The sequence below is a fragment of the Hyphomicrobium sp. B1 genome, assembly GCF_049532635.1.
In the GTDB taxonomy this organism is placed as follows: domain Bacteria; phylum Pseudomonadota; class Alphaproteobacteria; order Rhizobiales; family Hyphomicrobiaceae; genus Hyphomicrobium_B.
In genome coordinates, this window is record NZ_CP134871.1 from 1,275,389 (window position 1) to 1,296,764 (window position 21,376).

Consider the following 21,376-nt stretch of genomic DNA (forward strand, 5'->3'; position numbering starts at 1 on the left):
AAGGCGTGAAACTGTTGAGCGTCTTGCTGATCGTCGGCAGCAGTGATCTTCAAGTTGAGGGCGAAGACCAGAAGGTAGCGCAGGAGGCTTCGCATATCTTCGATATCGCGCAGCAATTCTGCGCTTCGGCATTCCAGATCGCGCAGCTCTTGCTCGCGCTCGCTGAGCATATGCGGCAGAGACCGCAGCTCTTCGGCGGCGGCGGAGAGTTCCCGCGTCGCTTCTCCAACGGCTTCGCCGTCAAGAAGGGTACTCAACTGCTGGAGGTATTCGAGCTGTTGACTGATCAAAGAGACGGCGGATTCGAGTATCGTTCCCGCGCGCGAGAATTTCCCCTCGATCTGGCTTCTCGAAGTTTCCAGATGGCCTAAGATTGCCTCAATCATCGAAATGCGGGTGTCCAATTTGGTATGACGGACGAAAGTTTGCGTGTTCGGCACAAGCATGTTGCGCACGAGTCAGACCATAACTGGCGATGTATGATTGGAGACTTTACCGGTGACGGCGGCGTAATGTCCCGCCGGCATCGGCTTGCCGATGAGGTAGCCCTGGATCTGCTGGCATCCGAGCGTTCGCAGAAGCTTCAGTTGTTCTTCTGTTTCGACGCCTTCAGCAACGACGGTCAAACCCATCGCGCGCCCAAGCCCAAGCACGGAATCGACGATTGCAGCCGCATTCGAATTGCGAACCATATCGAAGACGAAACTCCGATCAATCTTGATGCGGTCGAATGGGAAAGCACGGAGTGTACCAAGAGATGAATAGCCGGTGCCGAAGTCATCGAGCGCAACGCTGACGCCGAGGTCCTTAACCCCGGTGAGAACCTTCGACGCGTAAGCGAGATTCTGGATGAACAGGCTCTCGGTCACTTCGATTTCAAGGCGTTCCGGCGCCAAACCGGTTTCGATGAGCGCGTTTCTGACGACTTGTACGAAATCGCCGCGTTCGATTTGCACGGGCGATACATTAACAGCAATGCGAAGACCATTTTTCCACGAGGATGCCTCGTGGCAAGCCTCACGCAGGACATAAGCGCCGATGGCGCCGATGGCTCCGGATGCCTCGGCCGCGGGGATAAAATCGGCGGGAGACACCGGACCAAAATCGGGATGCTGCCAACGCGCAAGCGCTTCAAATCCACTGATGGCGGACGTTGAGGCTTCCGCCTGCGGTTGAAAGGCGAGGGAAAGCTCGCCCCGTTCCAGCGAGAGGCTGACGTCGTGTTCGAAGATGAGACGCCTGTGCTCTGTATTCAGCATCTCAGGGGAAAACGCCGTGACCTCGTCGCCGATTTTCTTGGCGTGATGCAGCGCCAATTCGGCCGCGGCGATTAGCTCCTCATGATCGGCCCCGTGGATGGGAAAGTGTGCGGTGCCGACACAAGCCGTGACGCGGATCGTCTTGCCGTTTTCGAGGACGTGGGGCTCGCGCAGCGTGTCAACGATGTGATGCGCCTTCGCGCTGAACTCGCAGTCCGGTTTATCGCTGGGGGAGATCAGCAAAAATTCGTCGCCGCCCGTGCGCACGATCGTGTCAGTGTCGCTAGAGATCGCACGCAGCCGGTTGGCGATGCGGCTGATGATGACATCTCCGACCGCCTGGCCATGCAACTTATTGACGGCGCGAAAATCGTCGAGGTCAATGTAGAGAATGCCGACGGTCTGCCCGTCCGTTGTCGCCTGCTCAAGAATTCTAGCGAACAATTCCTTGAGCGTTCCGCGATTGTGTAGACCGGTTAGTGGGTCACAAATCGCCAGCTGACTGAGACGAACGATGAGTTCATGCTCACATTCTGAGCCGGAGAGTTCGGTCATTTCAAAAACCCACGCGCGATATCGAGAAGCCCCTGTGCACTGAACGGCTTAGTAATCCACGCCGACGCTCCGGCGGCACTGGCTTCTTTGCGTGCCGCCTGATCGGACTCGGTTGTCAATACGATGATGGGCAGACCGTGGTAGGATGGTCGCGCGCGTAAATGCCGAATGAACGCAAGTCCATTCATTCGTGGCATATTGAGATCGGTAACGACGATGTCGATGAGATTGGAAGTCGCCTTTTGAAGGCCCTCTAGTCCGTCGGATGCTTCTATGATGTCGAATCCGGCGCTTGCGAATGTTACCCGGATCATCTGCCGGACGCTTGGCGAATCATCGATCGCGAGCAGTGTCGGCATAAGCTTCCCCACCATGACGCAAATTCTCACGCACGATCGCAATGCTGCGGCACGACGCGTCACTGCTTGCACGTAGTTCAATAGTACGCCACAGGAGTGAAAGATCGCTTAATTTGCCACATTTCGAAATGGCGCTTGAGAACCGGAATTTTAAAATATCGCTACGACTTTTGAATAATAAAAATCGGCATAAAGCGGTTTCGAGGAGCACTAAGCGAACAATCGCCATGCGCTTTTGAAAATGGCGTCTTTTTGAAAGACAATTATCGCGATGGAATGCCAGTGATCAGCATTCGACGCAAGCGCGATCGAGACATTGCAATTACACCATTGGCAAGATTCAGTGTGCGCATCTCAGAGAGGAGATTCTCGCGATCCGTCTTGCTCGCACGTGGCGAATTACTTCCGCAGGCTCTATTCGCCTGAAATGCATCGAATGATCTCGCGATTGTCTTCCCGACAAAAAAGGTTGCCGCTTGCAAATGTGAGTTTCGCCTTCTTATCAATCGGAATGCAGCGAATGACTGAGTCCGTCGCGACGCTCAATTTCCATGCAGGCGCTGCGAGCCGACCTTGGGGGGCAATGCGTGATCGGATGGAGCGGACAAATCTCAAGCGAGAAAACTAGGCGTTAATTTCCTAATAGTTGTCGCACGCGTTGCTTTGTCGAATATTGGCTCATCTGACGCATTGCGGGCCTGGGCTATAGCACGCAAAATAAACATCATTCGTTTTTGCGCCAGCAGCTTCGTAGGGCAATGACAGCACTGGTTTTTCAGGCCTGCAATCGAACTGCTCCGTCTCGAGCAGTTACCATCAACAGAGATTGTGCTCGTCGGCTTGGCCCTGAGATCGGTAAATGTTCCATTAAATTTCTGATTTTTTGAACATTCGCCATGCGCAAGGAAGAACGAAAACCCGTAAGTCGTCCGGCGAAAATCGAACTCGGCGAGGGTCAGGTCTTGACGTGCCGCATCGCCGATACCTCGCGCGGCGGAGCGTTGCTGCTGGTTGAAAACAGCGAGTGGTTGCCGAAATCATTCGTCATCCACGATACGTTCTCTGGCAGTCGCCGTCGTGTGCGCGTCAAGTGGACGTCCCCCAATCGCGCCGGGGTTCAATACGTCGATGCCGCCATCGCCGTGCCGGCTGCGCGCCGGTCAGCCGGCTTCGGCAAGCGGATATAAGCAAACGTCTGGGTCAATGCTGTCTTTCGGCAGCTGCCCAGCGGTCCAAAATGAGCTTAGCGATCTCTAAGTACGCGCCGCCGAAATGATGGCCGCCGGTTCTTTCAATGAGCGTCGCGCCTTTGAGTTCCGACAACGTACATCCGGTATCGCCATCCGCTTTCTCTTCGACGCTGAAGATGCACGTTACCTTATCCTTGGGTAACTCGGCCATGAACGGACGCAGGCTGATGTCGGCGGATGATGGAATACCGAGCCAACCTGCCATCGACATTTCGAGACGCCCAACCGGCTCCGGCGCCATCAGCACGATCAGCTTGACCTGCTTTTGCAGATCGGGATCGAGCTTCGTCCAGACCATTGGAATGGTTGCGGCTCCAAATGAGTAGCCGATCAATGAAACATCCTGGATATGCCACGCCCTTCTATAATAACGCGCGATGCGATCGAGATCGTCGGCGATCGTTTGCGGGTTCTTCTCGCTCCAGAAGTACCGCAGGGTATCGAGGCCGATAACGGAGATGCCGTTCTTCGACAGTGTCTCGCCGATTTGCTTGTCGATGTCCCGCCACCCGCCATCCCCCGAAAGAAAGATCGCAATACCCGTAGGGTTCTTTGCGGGAAGTTCGGTCAGCGGCAGATCGCTAATGGAGGCTTTCGGCACGAGGGTCATGTCGAACACGGCTTTGACCGCTAACGATAGGGTTGAACCATCGGTCGCCTCTCCCTGTTCGATCGAAGTGCCGGGGTTGACCGCGACGAACGGTTTAAGAGCGGTACTCGCCGGATCCTGGGTAAAGAGTGCCCATTTGCCGTTGAGCTTGATCGGCCCATATTCGAACGCGCCATCCTTGTTCCCAAGAACCGGCGCGCCGCTGCAAAAAGCAGCCTTTGATGTGAGCGAAGGCGAAAATCCGGAACTCAGCGCCCCGGACACGCTGTTCGGCGGTGCTTGCGCCAGAGTGAGATACGCGATCGTGCCGGATCGCCCGAGGCCGAAGAAAACCGGCGATTCCCACGCTTGCATGCCGAGCGCACGTTCGGACAGTCGCACGAGATCTTCGATGTCGCCGAAGAGTTGATTGCATTGGCCCGCCGGGAGGGTCGTATTGAGAATGCCACGCATCACGCCGGCGTCGAGAATTGCGACCGCCGCGCCTTGGCTCTCGAGCGCGGCGGCTATGGGCTTGTAGGAAGGCGACGCTGCATCGGGATCAGCCATCAGAACGACAAAGGCGGAAGGTGCATTGCCGGACCACAGGACCGGGACATTGCCAAATCGCTTTTGCGCGATGGTTTTCGTGTCGGCAGACGCAGGCGTTCCGATAGAGATAATCACACAGAAAATGCCGAAGGCTGCGGCCAACACGCGAGCGATGCCTAGATGGCGCGATCTTTGGACCATTCTTTATTCCCGTCGGATGTTGAGCGCCGTGCGCTGGCGCTGATGAGGGAGGCGATGTCGAAAAGAGTTTGCGGCAGGCGCAACCCGTGCTCGTAGGCGAGGTATTTCGTGCGCCACTCCGGCTTGAACTTGCTTTTGAAAATACGGACCCCCTCGAAGTGATAGAGCCGGTCGCCGTATCGGAAAAACAAACCGGCGAGACGAGCCCACCGCGATGCCAGTCTGTGATCGGGAAGGCCCGAGAGCGGCGCCATCCCGAGATTGAACCACTTATAGCCTTCGGCCTTCGCCTGCTCCAAAAGCTTGAGCACGAGATATTCCATCGCCCCCTCCGGGGCGCCGGGAACCTGGCGCATCAAATCCAGCGTGCACGCAGAAGCCGGCGTGTTCCGCCAGAGGTTCGCGAATGCCACGATGCGGTTTTCATGACGAAGCACCGCAATGTCGTGGCGTTCGACATACTCGGGATGCCAAAAGCCGAGAGAAAAGCCCTTCTCGCGATGTCCACGCTGGGCGAGCCATGCGTCCGATACGCGCTTTAACGCCGGAAGGAATTTCGACACGATCGCGGCGGGCAAGATTTCGAATTCGATATTGGCCTTTTCGGCACGCGTTTTAGTTTGACGAAGCCGTTTTCCAGCCTTGCCATCCAGCGTGAACGTCTCGAGATTGACCCACGCTTCCTCTCCGAGCTTGATCAAGGAAAAACCGGCATCGAGATAGATAGGCAGATGATCCGCAGTGATCTGATAGAAAACCGGAGCCCCTTTCTGCTCGTCGGCGCTTTCCTTGAACCGCCAAACGAGATCGATGAGGTCGGCGCTGTTGTCCGCAATCGGGTCGCCCATCGCGACCCACGTCGATCCGCGGACGCCATACATCACGAAACCGTTGCCGCTCTGCGAAAACAGAAAGCGCTTGTCTCCGGTGAATGCCAGCTCGGCCGTGACTTGCGAGGAGTGATGTGCGATTTCTTTCGCACGCCGAAGTTCTGCGGCTGAGGCCTTGCGGCTGATGTTCGGCGCTTTGTGGAGCAGCTGGTAAGAGGCGATGATCATCACGATGATCGCGGCGCCGAGCGTAGCACGCAGAAAGCGCGAGGCATCCTGATGGTAGGCGAATTCCCACCACAGCGAATTGTCGTAGGGCACGCCGCGATAGATGGCCAGTCCGATCAGGATCGACGCGCCGATAGCGATCAACACCGCAAGAATTGCTGATGCCGAGAGCCGGCCTGAAAGTACGCCTCCCTTGCGGTAGAACTCCCGCCGTCCCGCAATCAGGATCAAGGCCGCCGCGAGACACGCGAGTGCCTCGATGAAATCGAAACCTTTTGTGATGGAGAAAACAGCGCCGCTGAGCAGCAGGACGATTGCCAGTTGCCACGCTGAACGTAGCCGGTGCGCCAAGCCGTTTGCGATCAGGAGAAGAACAGTTCCGACGAGGCTCGCGATGAAATGCGAGGCCTCGACGAACGGCAACGGCAGAAAATCGCGAATGAGCCACAGGCGGTGAGCGGGAAGCGTTCCAGAAATCACCAGGATCAGCCCGCCGGAAAAGGTCACGATGGCTGCGAGCGGCGGAATGATCGGTTCGATGATCGTGGCGGAGGTGCTGTCGTCCTCATGCGCCAAGCCACTTCGGCCGCGCATCTCGTGCACCATCAGCATCGTCAGCGCGACAATGACCGGCGCGATGTAATAAAACAGCCGGAAAAGCAGGAGCGAACCGACGAGTTCGCCGCTCGGATGCTGCGTCACGCCGAGTAGGATGACGGCGTCGAATACGCCGAGGCCGCCCGGTACGTGACTGACGACGCCGAGCACGGTCGCGAGGGCAAAAACAACGAAAAAGCCCGGCATCGTGATGTGCAGATCTTGGGGCAACAGCACCCAAAGCGCCGATGCCGCCGCCGCAACGTCGAGCATGCCGACGAAGATTGCCCCGATCGTTGCGCGCGTGCCGGGGAGCGGCAGCCGCCAATTCCCGATTTCGATCCGGATTGGACGGATCGACACGTAGACGAGCCAGAGAGCAATGACGGCCAGGATCATCGTTCCCGCCAGCCGGCATGTGGGCACGCTCAGGTGCACCAGTGCGGAGACGAGCTGCGGATCGACCGCGAGGCAGATCCCGGCAATTGTCGCAAGACCTGCCCAGAAACTTAGCGCACAAAGCATTACGATGCCGAGGACGCGGTCGGTATCGACGCCCCAGACGCGATAGAGCCGCAGCCGGACTGCGCCGCCCGTGAGAACGCCGAAGCCGAACGTAAAGGTCACGGCATGGCTGATGAAAGACGTGATCGCCGCAATGCGTAGCGGGACTTGCCTGGCGCCGACAACCCTGAGCGCGATGAGGTCATAGCCTACCAGCGCCCCATAGGAGAGGACAGTAAACAGTCCGGAGAGCGCCAGATGCGAAAGCGGGAACGTTGCTATCGTGTGCCGGACCTGCGGCCACGAGATCTCTTCGAGGTTCCGATAAAGGACCGTCGCCGCATAAGAGAACGCCGCGAGCGCGACGATGGCGCCGACAACGGACCAATCGATGCGTTCGAGAAGTCTTGGGCTGGGCGCCGTCGGCTGTGGAGCCTCATTCTGCGTCTCAGCCATTGTAAAGTGTACCATTTGAAAGGGAAGATTGATCCGCACCGGTGCTAGCGCGGGGCTCGGAGCCGGAAAAGTTAGGCATTGGTAATCTTGAAAGAAACGCTCTTCTTACGTTATCGGCAATCTCGACAGGCCGGCCAATGGTGGACGTGCAAAGCTAAAAGGCCGCACATTCAGCGCATTGGCGATCAGGCGGCCGGGCGGGCTCTGCTGGAACGAAGGTACAAGCTCCTCCGCTATCCCCTCTTCCGAAAACGATGCCGTGGCGCACGCCGCCGCTACGACGCTCCAGGAACATAATCCGCAGACATACCAGTTTCCCGACGCCATCGTCTCACTCTGCGTTCCCGTCCCATCCGCCGACTGTCGATCAATCAACGCTCAAATCACGGAGGTCCCTGCCAGCGGCCGACGTGATTCGATGCGATAATCAACAGAAGACGACAGCCTTGCAGTAAACCGCGAGTTTGTCGTTGCGCTTCGGCCCAAGGGGGCGAATATTTTGGCCGCTCCGCTTGAGCGTTCAGCGCTTGGACATATATCCCCCTCTTGCGTTCGATCTATTGAGATCGTGCAGCGCATGGACGTATCTTTATCGTTGTCGGTCACGTGCTTCGACGGCGATGCCGGGGGAACAGGGCGAATGCGCAGCCGGGATTTGATTTCCGTATTTTTGCTGGCAGCTGCTGTGGTGTGCATCGCGCATCCGAGCATGGCCAGACATCGGCCCAAAGCTGTCTCCGCCACCAATGACGATCCCTGCGCGGCGCCGCAGGACTATGTGCGCCAACGCATCAATAAGATCAAAGCGCTTCAGGCTGCAGCGCCGGCTACGAACAGCAACCTGTTCGATTTGCTTGGCGGCAAAAAAGACGTCGACCCTCAAAAGTCCGTAGAGATATCGAACCTTCGCTATGAGGCAGATGGCGTCAACGCCCTGCTTGCGGCTGGGGGATGCCAGGCCTTCAACCTGGATCAAGAACTCTTGCAGAGTTCAAAATAGCGCTTGCGCCGGAGCAGCGTTCGGAAAGTCCCCCGCAAATGTGCGTTCACGGCGCAATTTCGGTGAGCTGTCTCAGTTACATAGTTTTTCATATTTCGAGAATGACGCGAAGACTATTGCCAACTGAGAATTGGACGGTCAATCTCTCTAATATTCATATTTGGGCTCAGACCGAGCGGCATTTTTTATTCTATCTAAAGTCACGCTAGCCATGACGATGAGCGCCTTCGTTGCAGAGGAGCTGCCGGCGTTGCTGGATCTCCTCTACGGCGCAGCCCTAGACGGAGATCAGTGGCCGGTATTTCTCCAGGGGCTGATGAAGCCCTTTGATGGAGCGAATGGCATTCTGCATTTCTTCGATATCGAAACGCAGACAACGCCGCTGGCGCATCCCTTCGGGCTCGAGGCCGAATATCTTATCGGCTACCAGGAGCACTTCGCGAGCTGCAATCCCTATCCTATTCAATCGTTCGCCAAACTACCTTTTCTCCAAGTGGTTCCGGCAACGACGGTGCTGAGTAGAGAAGAAGCGCTGCGCACCGAATTCTATAATGATTGGATGAAACCTCAGGGTATTAGTCCGGATCATCTCGGGTGTATGGTCCATAAGGATATCCAGCAAATGGTGATCCTCGCGATCGCCCCCAAAGAAAAACAGCTGGAGCGGAACAACGATCGCTACGTCAAACAGTTTGAAATTCTGGCGCCGCATATAAAACGCGCCGTCACCCTTTCGAAAGTCAGCGGTGTGGATCCGATCCCGGGTGGTCTGCCCGCACAATTCTCGTGCGCCGCCATGCTGATCTCGCAAACTCGCGCCGTTAAGGCCGCAAATCCGCCCGCGGAAAGCCTATTGCGGGAGGGATTATTTTTAACGGTCGATCCGCTGGGTAAATTGCGAGGAAGAGACAGTGATATCCAGTCCGCGCTTGTCGCTGCAATCGACGCCGTGTTTATTCGTCGCGATCCATTCGGCGGTCCCGTCCACTGCCGGTCGTTCACGACGGGAGATCGGGTGTCGCTTATTGTTTTAAAATTACCAATGATTGCCATGCCAATGGCCCTTGTTCTCGTTATTGTGCAGCCAAGTAACAGTGCATCTCGTTTTCCAGAACAATTCACGACTGCCGAAGCGCGGTTGGCTGACGCTCTATTGAACGGTCAATCCCTCGCAGAGTTTAGCGAACATGTCGGTGTATCGATCAACACAGCACGTAAGCAGCTCGCAGCGTTGTTTGCGAAGACCGGAACGAATAGACAGGCGGCGCTCGTCGCCTGGCTTCTGCAACGAAATTCATAAAGGCGACAAATTAATTACGCTAAAAGTATAGGGTTCCGAATTTCGATTGAAGTGAGATAATTTTATCGAAGGGCACGAGAAAGAGAGAGATCGGATGGCTTCCATCCGGAGCGTCTGAGCTGTGCGAAGCTACGATTGAACATATCTTGAAGCGTGATTGTTAATCCATAAATGGCGATTCCACCTAATTTTTTGAGTTCTTCTCATTGCCTGATACGCGACAGCGTCGTGCCTTCTGTACCATTTGAAGGAGATATTATGTCAGATGATCGACTCGACTTTCTCGCCCTCTGCCGCGCCGTGGAAGAAGGCGCGCACACTGATCTTTCTGAGGCCGACCGTGAGCTTTTGATCGTCCTTCATAAGGCGTTGAGCGGATTGAAAGTTGCGGTTGAGCGAGCGCTTTTAAATTCTTCGATGGAAGAACATATCTCGAATTAATTCCGCGCTGCCGAAGGGCGCGGATAGGGGAATGGGGCGTTGACGAAAGACGCCGCGCTCCGATCACGCAACGATCACATTGAAAGCCGAGACATTGGGCAGGCTCTAGCTGTGTGACGTGATCGCTTTGATGCGTGCCCAGGCCACTGCTATCAAACCGTCACGTCGTTGGCCTACTCAGTTCGGATGAGGCTTGAGAGCGAATCCGATGAGATATTGGAAACAGTTTGTGGCAGGAGCGCTCGTTGCAACTGCGATGGTTGCCCGGCCCACGTCCGGTATACAAGCAGAACCACCCGGCGCGCGTCTCCAACGAGCCGGATCGGAAGTTTACATCGAGCAGCCTCCGAAGAACGCATTTGAAAAGAGTGATCCGACCCTTCGCAAAGGCGCCCAGGACGGTACGGGAGACGGCAACCTGAAGCCCGCAAAAGGTCCAGAACAGCCATCTGCCAGACAGCCCGAGGCATGCGATCGCGAAAACACGCCCTCGCAGGCGTGCTACGCCGCGACACAGCAAGCCCGCCCGATCCCGAGATAGCGTAAAAACCAGCCTCAACTTTTTGGAGAGGACATCACGTTCGGCGCAATGGCAACGGCCTGTTGCTGGCGGTCGAGTTCGCGCATAAAAGCAGTTCCCGCGGCGCGATCCCTGAATTCCCAAAGGTGCTTCTTCACGCCTTCAAATATAAGGGCATAGACAGCAAGCTGAATGCCATCGCGTACCGCCAGCGTAGCGGGCGCGTTCTTGGTGAATCCCAGTTCGGCCTGCAGAAGCTGATCGACGGCTGCATATTGGAACGCCGAGCCGTGGACGAGCACGGAATAAAGCGTTTTGGTCGTCGTGACTGAGGCGAGAACGCGACCTGACTGGACGCTGACGGCGCGCAGCGCGACGGTGATGACATCGCGGCGATACTGCATGTCCCCGCCAATGCCGAGATAAGTCGCGCCTATGCCGCCGTTCGTCTCATCGGTATCGTAGCCGATGATGCCACCTTCCAGGATGATCCCGGCAAAGCGCAATGGTGACAGTGCTTTGGCCTTATTGCCGTCAAGCGCGGCGCGAGTATTCTGTATGATCTGCCGTTCCTGTAGCAGCGGCTGTAAATCGTTGCGCTCGACGACGTTGAACCATCTGCCGTCACCGGCTTTCGTCAGGACGTCGATCAAAACCGCACCGCCGCCCTGCGTGAGCGCTCGCGAAAATTCGGCAAAATTATCGTTCGACTTGTTTTGCCCCGTCAGGTCGGGAAAGTCGTAGACGGAAACGTCGAGCCTTCGCACCGGCGGCGGAAGCGCATCGAGCGCGATGCCGGATTTGGTATCGGGAACGAGCCTTGGCGCTTGGTCCAAGCGATCGTCAACGCTGCCCGTAATTGGCGAAATAGTGGTGCAGCCGCAGAGACCCAAGGCAAGCACGCCTGCTGCTACGAAACACGCTTTACGATAAGTCACAAATGCCCCCGGCCGATACGCGTTACGGAATGTTGTGGCTGTTCGTCGGGAGTGTCTGCTGCTGCGTGCCGCCTGTCGCCCCGTTGCCTCCGCTCCCGCTTTGGCTGCTGCCGCTTCCCCCGATCACAATGACGGAGCCGTCGCCGCCGCCAGCGCCGATGTTGTTCAGCGAGTTTTCGAGGCCGGAGAGGTCAGGGCCGGCGGCGCCCGATTTTGTGCCCAGTCCCTGCGCCTGGGCCTGTGAGAGCAGATAGCTGCCATTGAGCGGATTACCGCCAAAGGTGGGATTGGCGGGATGATAAACCAATTGAGTGGCGCCGCTGTCTCCAGCGAGACAAACCAAGCTCAACACCATGCCGACGGTACGCATAACAATCTTCAGCATCATTGAATCCGTTTCTGAGAAGGTCCGCTATTTTTTGATGAGGAGTGCACCATTCGGCAGACGGGCGATGAGCACGTTGGACGGCGCTGCGCCCTTCGGCTGCAAAACGCCGACCGAAAGGCTTTGTGTGTTGACCAGATAAAGGTTCGAGACGTCGTTGCCCGCCTGCAGTACGCCGACAGCGTTGCGAGAACCGCCGAGAACGCCGACATTCGAAAAGTTGTTTTGCCCGGCCTGGAACTGCGCGACGGCGTTGTTTCGTCCGGCCTCGAGCGTCAGCGCGAGGTTGAGGCTTTTGCTGGGTGTGGCCATTTCCGGCGTCGGAACATACGCTACCGAACCTTGCGTATAAGGAGAAGCAGGCGCGACCTGAATTGGCTGCGATGCCATACGCTCTGTTGTCTCTGTTGCTGCTTGACGGATATAGGCGCCGTCAGCGTGGGCCGACGACTGTGGGCCACAAAGCGCCAGAGATACGGCGACAAGAACGGACGCGGCGCGAAGCATGCGCAAAGGTTTGGTCGTCACGGTGAATGGCACGATACTCTCCCTGCATTCGTTTCGATTGAAAGCCGGGCGCTGTAGTGCCTGATCGCCCCGCCATCCAGGACCGTCGTCGTCAGAACGCTGTCGTGACCCTGATTGAGGGCGAATTCGCCGCTCTGCGCATTGTCGCTGCTGCCGCTCTCGCCGCGCTTGCTGACGATCAGGTGATACTGCCCACTGACCGGATGGTGTGAATGCGCGATGGCAGTGAGCCAAAGCATTCCGTTTTTGCTTTCGCTCCGGATCTCGCATGTCACCGCGTTATCTGCCGCAGATGTCGTCGCGCTCGCATGAACAACGCCACCGATCACGAGTAAGGCCGCAAGACAATTCAGGCCGCCATATTGTGACAGCATTCCGCATACGGCGGATTCGGAAGTCTGGTCTTTTCGAAAACGGAACATGAAGCCAACAACTAAACTGATAGCATAGGGTTCGTTTTTCGATCCGGCTTGGCTGCCATTTGCGCAGCAAAGATAAGACAGCGGACGAATGTCCGCTGTCTTACCGATCCTGAGACTACTTCTGGGAAACGATCGCAGCGTTGTGGGCGCCGTACTGAGCAACGAGCGAAGCGTTCACGACGCTGGCCGAGCCGCTATAGGCCTGCGACGTCAGTGCGTAGTTGCCGTTGCCGACCTGGAACGTTGCCTGCGTGTTCGCGGCGCCCGCAACGGTCGGAGCATCAGCCGTCGTTTGGGCCACAACGGCTTGGTTGCCGGCGCCTGTCTGCGCGGTGAACGACGCGTTGGTATTGCCTGCCAGCGGATTCGCCATCATCTGGTTGGTCAAAGCGACGTTCTTCACGCCCGACTGAAAGGTGAAGGCATTGTTGACTCCGATGGTGGAAGTCGGCGCGTTCTGCTGCGAGGTGATTGCCGAGTTCTGGCTGCCGTACTGAAGCGTACCCTGCGTGTTCGCTGCATTGGCCTGAGCGACGATCGCTGAGTTCTCTGAGCCGAACTGGCCCGTGAACGACGCATTCGTCTGGCTGTTGCTTGCGCCGTTGAACACGGTGCCGCTCTGCGCCGTAACCGCTTCATTCTTGGAACCGGCCTGAACCGTGAGCGCCTGGTTGCCAACGCCGCGAAGCGAACCGCCACTCGCATCCTGGCTGGTGATCGCCGAGTTGGCATCGCCGGTCTGGAAGGTCGCGGCCGAGTTCTGCCCGCCTGTGCTGAATACGCCGGTCAGGCTGTCGGTGTGGTCCTGTGTCGTCTGTGAGGTCAGCGACTGGTTTTTCGAGCCGAACTGGCTGGTGAACGAACCGTTGGTGCTGGCGGCGACGACTGAGTTGTCGGTCTGCGCCGTAATGGCGGTGTTGCCTTTGCCGACTTCCAAAGTGGCCTGGTTGTTCTTGCCACCGGTCTGACCGGCAAGTGCGCTATTGCCTTCGCCGACCTGGGTCGTGAACGAGGCATTGCCGACGGCAATCGCCGTCGCCTGGCTGTTCGGAGCATTCGTGCTCTGGATCGTCGTCGCGACGTTGTTCTTGCCGAACTGAGCGACGCCAGAGGCATTGCTGCCGTTGGCATAACCGTTGGTCTGCGCCGTGATGGCCGAGTTACCCGTGCCGACCTGCTGGGCGGCTTGAGTGTTGTTGCCGTTTTCCTGCGCAACTGTCGATGTGTTCGAAGAGCCGATCTGGTCGATGAAGGATTCGTTGTCGGCGGCATAGGCCGACGAAGCGCTCGCCAGAACGAGCGCCAGTGCTGCCACTTTGTTCATAGATGATGTTCCCCGTAGCTACTCAAAATACGGAGCAGGTCCGTCTGCAGCCGATCCCCTCCACGCCAGCGTTAAAACATTCTTAACCCTACGCTTTAATGACGTTCAGTCCCAGGGACCGCGATTGGGATCAATACAAAAATGTAAGAAAAATAAGGCCTTACCCGGCCATTTCATCAAGGAACTGTCATGGAGATGAACGCTTGCGATGCAACCGCGAAGGTTTGGATCCGATGCCGCTGTGGGCGCGGAGCAGAGTCTCCCATCGTCACAAGCGCAATGCAAAGTCTGACGGCTATCACACGTGGGCCGGAAGACACATCGCATTGCGCCAAATCATGCCTATCTTCCGCACGGGAATCACGATCGAAAAAAGGATTGAGCATTGCCAATCGAGACGGAGTTCACGCCGATCGCATCGGCGGTAGGCGGAGCATTGATCGGCTGTGCTGCCGTTCTTCTCATGTTGATGGGTGGCCGCATCGCCGGCATCAGCGGAATGTTGAGCCGCGTGCTCGCACCGGGGCGTGAAAGCAAGCCGCTTCAGGCACTGGCGTTCGTGGTCGGATTGATTTCAGCGCCGATCGTTTGGATGGCAGTATCCGGTAGCGCGATTTCTCAAACCATCACCGATAACCTGCCGCTTGCGGCGATTGCTGGTTTGCTCGTTGGCTTCGGCGCGGTGTACGGCGGCGGATGTACGAGCGGCCACGGCGTCTGCGGCCTGTCAAGGCTTTCGCCTCGCTCCATCGTGGCAACCACCGTTTTCATGACGATGGCGTTCGCTGTCGTTTTCATTGTGCGCCATATGATCGGAGCCGGCCAATGATTGTGCTGGTCAATCTGCTCGCCGGTCTCGTGTTCGGTTTCGGTCTCATCCTGTCTGGCATGGCCAACCCGGCAAAGGTCCTGAACTTCCTCGACATCGCCGGTCATTGGGATCCGAGCTTGGCGTTTGTCATGGGTGGCGCCGTGATCGTCACCGCTATTGGCTATCGCCTGATCTTCCGCCGCGCAAAGCCTGTGCTCGATGAGAGCTTTCATCTTCCGACCGCCCGGCAGATCGATGGTAAGCTTGTCCTCGGTGCGGCTGTCTTTGGGATCGGCTGGGGACTGGTTGGCCTTTGTCCTGGCCCGGCGCTCGTATCGATCGCGCTCGCGTCTCCGGCCATCTTTGTTTTCGCGCCGGCGATGTTGATCGGAGTGGCACTCGCCGCATGGCTGAAACGCGCATGATCTTGCATCGCCTCGCCACTTGCTTCAGAGTGACATCTGCCATGACGTTGCTATTTGAGCGTGGTCCAATGTCACGAAGACGATCTTGTCTGCACGCCGTGTCGTACGCGAGGATATGAAACATCAGCGCGTCCAAGCGAAATCCAATGACCAATCGTTGGAGATGCGAACGGTTGGAGCTCGACGATGAATGCTTCTGATCCCTCCGAGCACCATGAGGGCGCTCCGCATCCGCCGCCCGGCACCGACAACACCGGTGTGCTGGTTTTAGGACTCCTGGCGATCGCCGCATTCTGCGGCTGGTACCTGATCGTTCGCGACCGCGCGAGCGATACAAAGCCATTGCCCGTCGTTCAAAAACCGATTATGCCGCCGTCGACAACCGACACGTCCGCGGAATTTCCGGGCCACAAGCACTATAGTGTTCTAAGCCCGCTTCCCGACCAAGCCGACGCAACAAAGCAGCGCTAAGCTTCGCAGCAGAGCCAGGTGTCTAGCAACGCTTGTGCCGAGCTTGGCTGAGCTTAATTGACCGTCGTGCTGCCGGTCTGGAGCGCAGCTTTGTTGGCTTGCGGCGGCGGCGCCGTGAGTGGCTGCACCGGCGATCCTGGACCGATCTTCTGCAGATTGCCTGTAATCACGAGATCCTTCTCGTCCAGTCCAACCACGCTGACGAGATCGCCTTCAGTCGGCCCGAGCGTCACCAGCTTTTGCTCGGCAATATTCTTTGGCCCGACAACATAAACGTATTTGCCGAGCTGGCTTGAACCGATCGCCGTTTGCGGAACCATCAGAGCATTCGGGTTTTCACCGGCGTGTACATGGATGCGAACATATTGACCCGGCAGCAGTCCATAGTCGGCGTTCGCAATCGTCGCTCTGGCAGTCAAAGTGCCCGTCAAATGATCAACCGCATTGTCGACGAACGTGATCTTGCCTTTATGCGGCGGCTTGCTGTCGCCCGGCACGAAGACCTCTGCCGCTATAGCTCCGCTCTTGCGCACCTTCTCAATCGTATCGAGGTCCGTTTCCGACGGGTTGAACGTGACGTAAATCGGATCGAGTTGAACGAGCGTGTTGAGCGGCGCACCCGCGACGCTGATCAGCGTCCCGATCGGCGCTTGGTTCTTGCCAAGCCGGCCTGAGAACGGCGCACGGATTTGCGTGTACTCGAGATTGAGTTCGGCGGTGCGAATGGCTGCATCGTCGATGTTGATTGCAGCCTCGCTCTGGCGCAACGAACTCGACCGCTGGTCGAATGTATCTTTGGCGAGCCAGCCGCTTTTCGTCAGCTCGGTTCCGCGTTGCAGATTTGATTGGGCGTAATCGCGCGCCGCAATATCCCTCTGCTTTTCGGCCTTAGCCCGGTCGAGCGCAGCCTGATAGTCGCGTGGGTCGATCGTATAAAGCAGCGTGCCTTCCTTGACGTCAGAACCGTCAGGCACGTGCTGTGCTTGAAGGTAACCGGAGACGCGCGCTTGCAGCGTGATGTTATTGATCGACTCGGTCCGCGCCGGATAATCGAGATAGATACTGACCGGACGCTTCACAACCGACGCGACCGGAACCGGCATGACGAACGCACCCTGATGCGGCGGGGCGCCGGTGCTTTCAACCTTGGCAAGGAGCTTTGGGATCTCCGCCCGATAGGCATAGGCCGCTACGCCACCGATGGCGATCAATCCGAGAAGAGCTGCTTTCCAAACGCGCATCGCGAATCCCTTATCTATTCGGCAGCAACGGGGGCTGAAGGACCATGTGGCGTATGGGTCTCGCCGGACGCATCCGCATCGCGGCCCTCGCGCCATTTTTCGATGGTGGCATAGAAGACCGGCACGAACAGCAGTGTCAGCAGTGTTGCCGCCAGCATGCCGCCGAATACGGTCGTACCAATGGACTGCCGGCTCGCGGCCCCCGCGCCAGAGGCAATCATCAGCGGTACGACGCCGAGGATGAAGGCGAAGGCGGTCATCAGGATCGGACGGAGGCGAAGGCGACCCGCTTCCATCGCCGCCTCGACGATCGACAGACCTTCGAGCCGTCGCCGCTTGGCGAATTCGACGATCAAAATGGCGTTCTTTGCCGATAGCCCGATCAGCATCACGAAGCCGATCTGCGAATAGACGTCGATCTGCATATGGCGCACCCAGATCGCGAGCAAAGCGCCGAACAGAGCGAGTGGCACGGCTAGCAGCACCATGAATGGCATAGACCAGCTCTCATACTGCGCGGCGAGGATTAGGAAAACGAATACGCTCGCGAGCGCAAACACCATAATCGCGATCGAACCGGCTTTAAGCTCCTGGAACGTGATCCCGGTCCATTCGTAGCTGAAATCGCGGGGCAACGCCGTTGCCGCTGCTCGCTCCATGGCAGCGATTGCTTGGCCCGTACTGTAGCCTGGCGCCGGCCCACCATTGATGAGCGCCGACGCATAGTTGTTGTAATGCGGAACCGTTTCCGGTCCGACGATCGGCTTCAAGGTTCCGAGCGTGCTGAGGGGTACCATGCCGCCGGTATCGTTGCGCACGTAGAGCTTCGACAAATCGGATGCATTAGCGCGTGAGGACTTGTCCGCTTGCAACGTGACCCGGAATGTTCGCCCGAACAGATTGAAGTCGTTCACGTAGAGTGAGCCGAGATAGATCTGTAGCGTGTTGAACACGTCCGGCAGGCTGAGCCCCAGAAGCTTCGCCTTCGAACGGTCGAGGTCGTACTTGAATTGCGGCGTTGACGTCGAGAAAGACGAGAACAACTGCTGCGCATCAAGCTCCGGCTGCTTGCGAGCTTCTGCAATCAAAGCCTGTGTCGCATCGTTGAGCGCCTGGCTGCCTCGGCCAGTCAAATCTTCCACCTGGAACTCAAAACCGCCCGTCGTGCCAAGACCCGGGATCGACGGCGGATCAAAGCTCAGCGCAATCGCCTCCGGGATCATCAGCAACTTGGGGCGAACCGCAGCCACGAGATTGGATGCGCTCTGCGACGGTGGCCGCTCGTCCCAGGGCTTCAAGATAGCGAACTCGACCGCCGAGTTCGACTGTGCGGCGTTGGTCAAAAAGTTGAGACCACTAATCGAACCGACGATATCGACGCCCGGCGTTGCCTCCAGAATGTCTCGGACTTTTTTCGCAACCTCGTCGGTGCGTTCGAGCGAAGCTCCATCCGGCAACTGGACGACGACGAAGAAATAGCCCTGGTCTTCGACCGGTAGGAACGTCGAGGGAACGCGCTGAGCGATAAAATACGTTGCGGCCAGGATGCCGGCGAACAGCATCAGCATCACCCAGCGAATACGAATAAGGAAGTGGACCAGATGGGCGTAGCCGTGCGACATGCGGTCGAAACCAGCATTGAACCAACGGAACAGAAAGAACGTCGACGCAGGCTTATGCCGCAGAAACGCTGCTGCCAGCGCCGGACTGAGCGTCAGCGAGTTGAACGCCGACAGACCGACCGAGATCGCAACCGTCAATGCAAACTGGTTATAGAGCCTGCCCGAGACGCCCGGAATGAACGCCACCGGAATGAAGACGGCCATCAGCACGCCGGTTGTCGCGATGATGGGGCCTGTCACCTCAGACATCGCCTTTAGAGCAGCGTCCATCGGCTTCAAACCGTTCTCAAGCTGGCGCTCGACGTTCTCGACCACGACGATGGCGTCGTCGACGACGAGGCCGATTGCGAGCACCATGCCGAGCAGACTCAGCATGTTCAGCGAAAAGCCGAGCGCCTCCATGATGACGAGAGTCGCGATCAACGATACCGGGATCGCGATTGTCGGAATGATCGTCGTGCGCCAGCTTTGCAGGAAGATGTAGACGACGAGCACGACAAGGAACAGTGCCTCGAGCAGCGTGAACACCACGTCATGCATGGCGGCCGAGACGAAGCGCGTCGTGTCGTAGTGCATCGCGTAGGAGATGCCCTTCGGAAACCGTTTCGACAGCTCCTTCATTTTGGCGAGCACGCGCTCTTGCAATTCGAGCGCATTAGAGCCCGGCATCTGAAACACTGCCAGCACCACGGAGGGGTCTTTGCCGAAAAATGCCGTCGAGGAATATTGCAGCGCACCTAGCTCAATCCGCGCCACATCTCGGAGCCGAACGATTGCGCCGGTCGTTGGATTGGCGCGCAATACGATATTGCCGAACTCTTCCGGATTGCTGAGGCGTCCGGTGGCGTTGATCTGCATCTCGAACGGCGTGCCGGGCGGCGCAGGCGATTGTCCGATCTTACCGGCCGCGACCTGGATGTTCTGCTCAGCGACCGCATTCTGAACATCGACCGCCGTAATGTTGAGCTGCGAGAGCTTGTCGGGGTCGAGCCACACGCGCATTGAATAGCGGCGCTCGCCGAAGATCTGCACGTCGCCGACACCCGGCAACCGCTTCAGCGGGTCGACGATCTGGAGATAGGCATAGTTGCTGAGTGTGACGGGATCGACCGAGTGGTCGGGCGACGTCAGGTTGACGATCAGCACGAAATTCGGATTTTGCTTGCGGATCGTAATGCCGGCCTGATTGACGATCGGCGGCAGCTGCGATGCGGCTTCCGAGACGCGGTTCTGCACGTCGACCGCGGCAATGCTGAGCGGATAGCCGACGTCAAAGGTGATCGTGATCGTCGATGAGCCGTCGTTCGAACTCGACGACGACATGTAGGTCATGCCTTCAACGCCATTGATCTGCTGTTCGAGCGGCGTCGTAACGGTATCGGCGACGACTTGCGCGCTGGCACCCGGATAGATCGCGCTCACGACCACCTGTGGCGGCGTAACATCCGGAAGCTGCGAGACCGGCAGCAGGAAATAGCAAATCGCGCCCGCTAGAACCATGATGACGGCGATCGCCGAAGCAAAGATCGGTCGGTGTATAAAGAAGTTGACCATGCGTCGTCCGTGCTGAAGCGCGGGAGCAATCAATCGCTATTGGTCCGGCTCTTCTCCCCCAAAGCCCGAGACGCTTTTAAAAACCTAAGTGACCATTATCTCAAGCGCGTATTCGCGCGATTTTGGAGCAAGTTTCCCAAGCGAACTATGAGTTTATCGAAATTACGGAGGATGGCTCCGGATTTCCCAACAATCTCCGTGGCTTCGAATCAGCGTCCGGAAAAGAGCCCGTTCGCCGCCACCAGCGAGCGTGGCGATATGTCATAGCAATAAGCCGGGTCTCGAACCCGCGGCCGCTTTTACTCGCTTTGTGAATTATCCGCGTGGTGACGATCCAGGACGGCAGGTTTGGGCAGCTGCTCGCCGATACCGATGGAAAGCTCAGGGCACGAATTTGGCACGCCAACTGGATCGTCGCCGCGGGGCAATCGCGTCAATGAAGGTCGGGCGCTTCGTTGTGCGTTCGCGCAACCTCTTTTTCGAGATCGGCGAGATCTAGGAACTGATCCGCCTGACGGCGCAGCTCGTCGGCAATCATGGGAGGCTGCGTCTGCAATGTGGAGACAACGCTCACCCGTTTGCCCATCTGTTGGAGAGCTGCGACGAGACTCCGGAAATCTCCGTCGCCGGAAAAAATGACGATATGATCAAGATTCTCCGCAAGCCGCATGGCATCGACGGCCAACTCGATATCCATATTGCCTTTGATTTTGCGCCGACCCGAGCCGTCCACAAACTCTTTCGACGGCTTCGTGACCATCGAAAACCCGTTGTAATCAAGCCAATCGACCAGCGGGCGGATAGAGGAATATTCCTGGTCGTCGGCCAGCGCCGTGTAATACAGCGCCCTCACCAAGAGAACCTTGTCGCGGAAAAGCCGGAGCAATCTTTTGTAATCAATATCGAAGCCCAGCGATTTTGCTGTCGCGTAGAGATTGGCGCCATCAATAAATAAAGCTACCCGCTCAGTCGGATAGAAATTCATTCGCGCCTTCCAGATAAAAATGCGGTCGG

At 57.6% G+C, this 21,376-nt stretch carries 20 protein-coding genes; 8 read left to right on the top strand and 12 right to left on the bottom strand.

Annotated elements, in window-relative coordinates; translation table 11 throughout:
- The first annotated feature begins 14 nt into the window (after positions 1–14).
- Positions 15–371 carry a hypothetical protein gene (locus tag RLW55_RS06245; RefSeq protein WP_423415906.1) on the top strand — a complete coding sequence of 119 codons (357 nt, stop codon included), beginning with the start codon at positions 15–17 and terminating at the stop codon, positions 369–371.
- Positions 372–458: 87 nt separating this feature from the next.
- Here the strand turns inward: RLW55_RS06245 and RLW55_RS06250 are convergent, their stop codons facing one another.
- The gene (locus RLW55_RS06250) at positions 459–1,814 is read right to left on the bottom strand and encodes a putative bifunctional diguanylate cyclase/phosphodiesterase (protein WP_423415907.1); all 1,356 of its coding nucleotides are present in this window, start codon (positions 1,812–1,814) and stop codon (positions 459–461) included.
- A complete protein-coding gene (locus tag RLW55_RS06255) occupies positions 1,811–2,173 on the bottom strand; it encodes a response regulator (protein WP_409561447.1) in 363 nt (120 codons plus the stop codon). The genes RLW55_RS06250 and RLW55_RS06255 overlap by 4 nt, the downstream gene beginning before the upstream one ends.
- Positions 2,174–3,069: 896 nt before the next feature.
- Between RLW55_RS06255 and RLW55_RS06260 the strand changes: the two genes are divergently transcribed.
- On the top strand, positions 3,070–3,360 hold the full coding sequence (locus RLW55_RS06260; RefSeq protein WP_409561446.1) for a PilZ domain-containing protein: 291 nt from the start codon (positions 3,070–3,072) through the stop codon (positions 3,358–3,360).
- Between the two features lie 13 nt (positions 3,361–3,373).
- Here the strand turns inward: RLW55_RS06260 and RLW55_RS06265 are convergent, their stop codons facing one another.
- Together RLW55_RS06265 and mprF are read right to left on the bottom strand one after the other, a co-directional pair.
- Positions 3,374–4,765, bottom strand: a complete 1,392-nt coding sequence (locus tag RLW55_RS06265) for a virulence factor family protein (RefSeq protein ID WP_423415908.1) — start codon at positions 4,763–4,765, stop codon at positions 3,374–3,376.
- Entirely contained in the window at positions 4,741–7,380 is a 2,640-nt protein-coding gene (mprF, locus tag RLW55_RS06270; RefSeq protein WP_423415909.1) for a bifunctional lysylphosphatidylglycerol flippase/synthetase MprF, read from the bottom strand. Before mprF ends, RLW55_RS06265 begins: the two co-directional genes overlap by 25 nt.
- Before the next feature lie 640 nt (positions 7,381–8,020).
- Between mprF and RLW55_RS06275 the strand changes: the two genes are divergently transcribed.
- From RLW55_RS06275 to RLW55_RS06285, 3 genes are all read left to right on the top strand, one after another.
- The gene (locus tag RLW55_RS06275; protein WP_423415910.1) at positions 8,021–8,380 is read left to right on the top strand and encodes a hypothetical protein; all 360 of its coding nucleotides are present in this window, start codon (positions 8,021–8,023) and stop codon (positions 8,378–8,380) included.
- Positions 8,381–8,591: 211 nt separating this feature from the next.
- Positions 8,592–9,680 (top strand): helix-turn-helix transcriptional regulator, encoded by a 1,089-nt coding sequence (locus RLW55_RS06280; RefSeq protein ID WP_423415911.1) that lies wholly within the window; start codon positions 8,592–8,594, stop codon positions 9,678–9,680.
- Positions 9,681–9,851: 171 nt separating this feature from the next.
- A complete protein-coding gene (locus tag RLW55_RS06285; RefSeq protein ID WP_409561441.1) occupies positions 9,852–10,121 on the top strand; it encodes a hypothetical protein in 270 nt (89 codons plus the stop codon).
- 555 nt (positions 10,122–10,676) lie between these two features.
- Here the strand turns inward: RLW55_RS06285 and RLW55_RS06290 are convergent.
- The 5 genes from RLW55_RS06290 to RLW55_RS06310 all read right to left on the bottom strand — a co-directional run bounded on the left by RLW55_RS06290 (position 10,677) and on the right by RLW55_RS06310 (position 14,238).
- On the bottom strand, positions 10,677–11,579 hold the full coding sequence (locus RLW55_RS06290) for a CsgG/HfaB family protein (RefSeq protein WP_423415912.1): 903 nt from the start codon (positions 11,577–11,579) through the stop codon (positions 10,677–10,679).
- A gap of 22 nt (positions 11,580–11,601) precedes the next feature.
- Positions 11,602–11,967 carry a curli assembly protein CsgF gene (locus RLW55_RS06295; protein WP_414464216.1) on the bottom strand — a complete coding sequence of 122 codons (366 nt, stop codon included), beginning with the start codon at positions 11,965–11,967 and terminating at the stop codon, positions 11,602–11,604.
- A 24-nt stretch (positions 11,968–11,991) separates the two neighbouring features.
- Positions 11,992–12,504 carry a hypothetical protein gene (locus RLW55_RS06300; protein ID WP_409561438.1) on the bottom strand — a complete coding sequence of 171 codons (513 nt, stop codon included), beginning with the start codon at positions 12,502–12,504 and terminating at the stop codon, positions 11,992–11,994.
- Positions 12,489–12,731 carry a curli-like amyloid fiber formation chaperone CsgH gene (csgH, locus tag RLW55_RS06305; RefSeq protein ID WP_423415913.1) on the bottom strand — a complete coding sequence of 81 codons (243 nt, stop codon included), beginning with the start codon at positions 12,729–12,731 and terminating at the stop codon, positions 12,489–12,491. Before csgH ends, RLW55_RS06300 begins: the two co-directional genes overlap by 16 nt.
- A 298-nt stretch (positions 12,732–13,029) precedes the next feature.
- On the bottom strand, positions 13,030–14,238 hold the full coding sequence (locus RLW55_RS06310) for a hypothetical protein (protein ID WP_423415914.1): 1,209 nt from the start codon (positions 14,236–14,238) through the stop codon (positions 13,030–13,032).
- Between the two features lie 385 nt (positions 14,239–14,623).
- Here RLW55_RS06310 and RLW55_RS06315 point away from each other — a divergent pair, with 385 nt between their 5' ends.
- The 3 genes from RLW55_RS06315 to RLW55_RS06325 all read left to right on the top strand — a co-directional run bounded on the left by RLW55_RS06315 (position 14,624) and on the right by RLW55_RS06325 (position 15,945).
- The gene (locus RLW55_RS06315; RefSeq protein ID WP_409561435.1) at positions 14,624–15,067 is read left to right on the top strand and encodes a YeeE/YedE family protein; all 444 of its coding nucleotides are present in this window, start codon (positions 14,624–14,626) and stop codon (positions 15,065–15,067) included.
- Positions 15,064–15,474, top strand: a complete 411-nt coding sequence (locus RLW55_RS06320; protein WP_013950064.1) for a YeeE/YedE family protein — start codon at positions 15,064–15,066, stop codon at positions 15,472–15,474. The genes RLW55_RS06315 and RLW55_RS06320 overlap by 4 nt, the downstream gene beginning before the upstream one ends.
- Positions 15,475–15,660: 186 nt before the next feature.
- Positions 15,661–15,945 carry a hypothetical protein gene (locus RLW55_RS06325; RefSeq protein WP_409561434.1) on the top strand — a complete coding sequence of 95 codons (285 nt, stop codon included), beginning with the start codon at positions 15,661–15,663 and terminating at the stop codon, positions 15,943–15,945.
- 53 nt (positions 15,946–15,998) lie between these two features.
- On the opposite strand, the gene RLW55_RS06330 is transcribed toward RLW55_RS06325, so the two are convergent.
- From RLW55_RS06330 to RLW55_RS06340, 3 genes are all read right to left on the bottom strand, one after another.
- Positions 15,999–17,186 (bottom strand): efflux RND transporter periplasmic adaptor subunit, encoded by a 1,188-nt coding sequence (locus tag RLW55_RS06330; protein WP_423415915.1) that lies wholly within the window; start codon positions 17,184–17,186, stop codon positions 15,999–16,001.
- A gap of 14 nt (positions 17,187–17,200) precedes the next feature.
- Positions 17,201–20,362, bottom strand: coding sequence for an efflux RND transporter permease subunit (locus RLW55_RS06335; RefSeq protein WP_423415916.1), 3,162 nt, complete (start codon positions 20,360–20,362; stop codon positions 17,201–17,203).
- Between the two features lie 433 nt (positions 20,363–20,795).
- Entirely contained in the window at positions 20,796–21,347 is a 552-nt protein-coding gene (locus tag RLW55_RS06340) for an NYN domain-containing protein (RefSeq protein ID WP_423415917.1), read from the bottom strand.
- Positions 21,348–21,376: the final 29 nt, after the last annotated feature.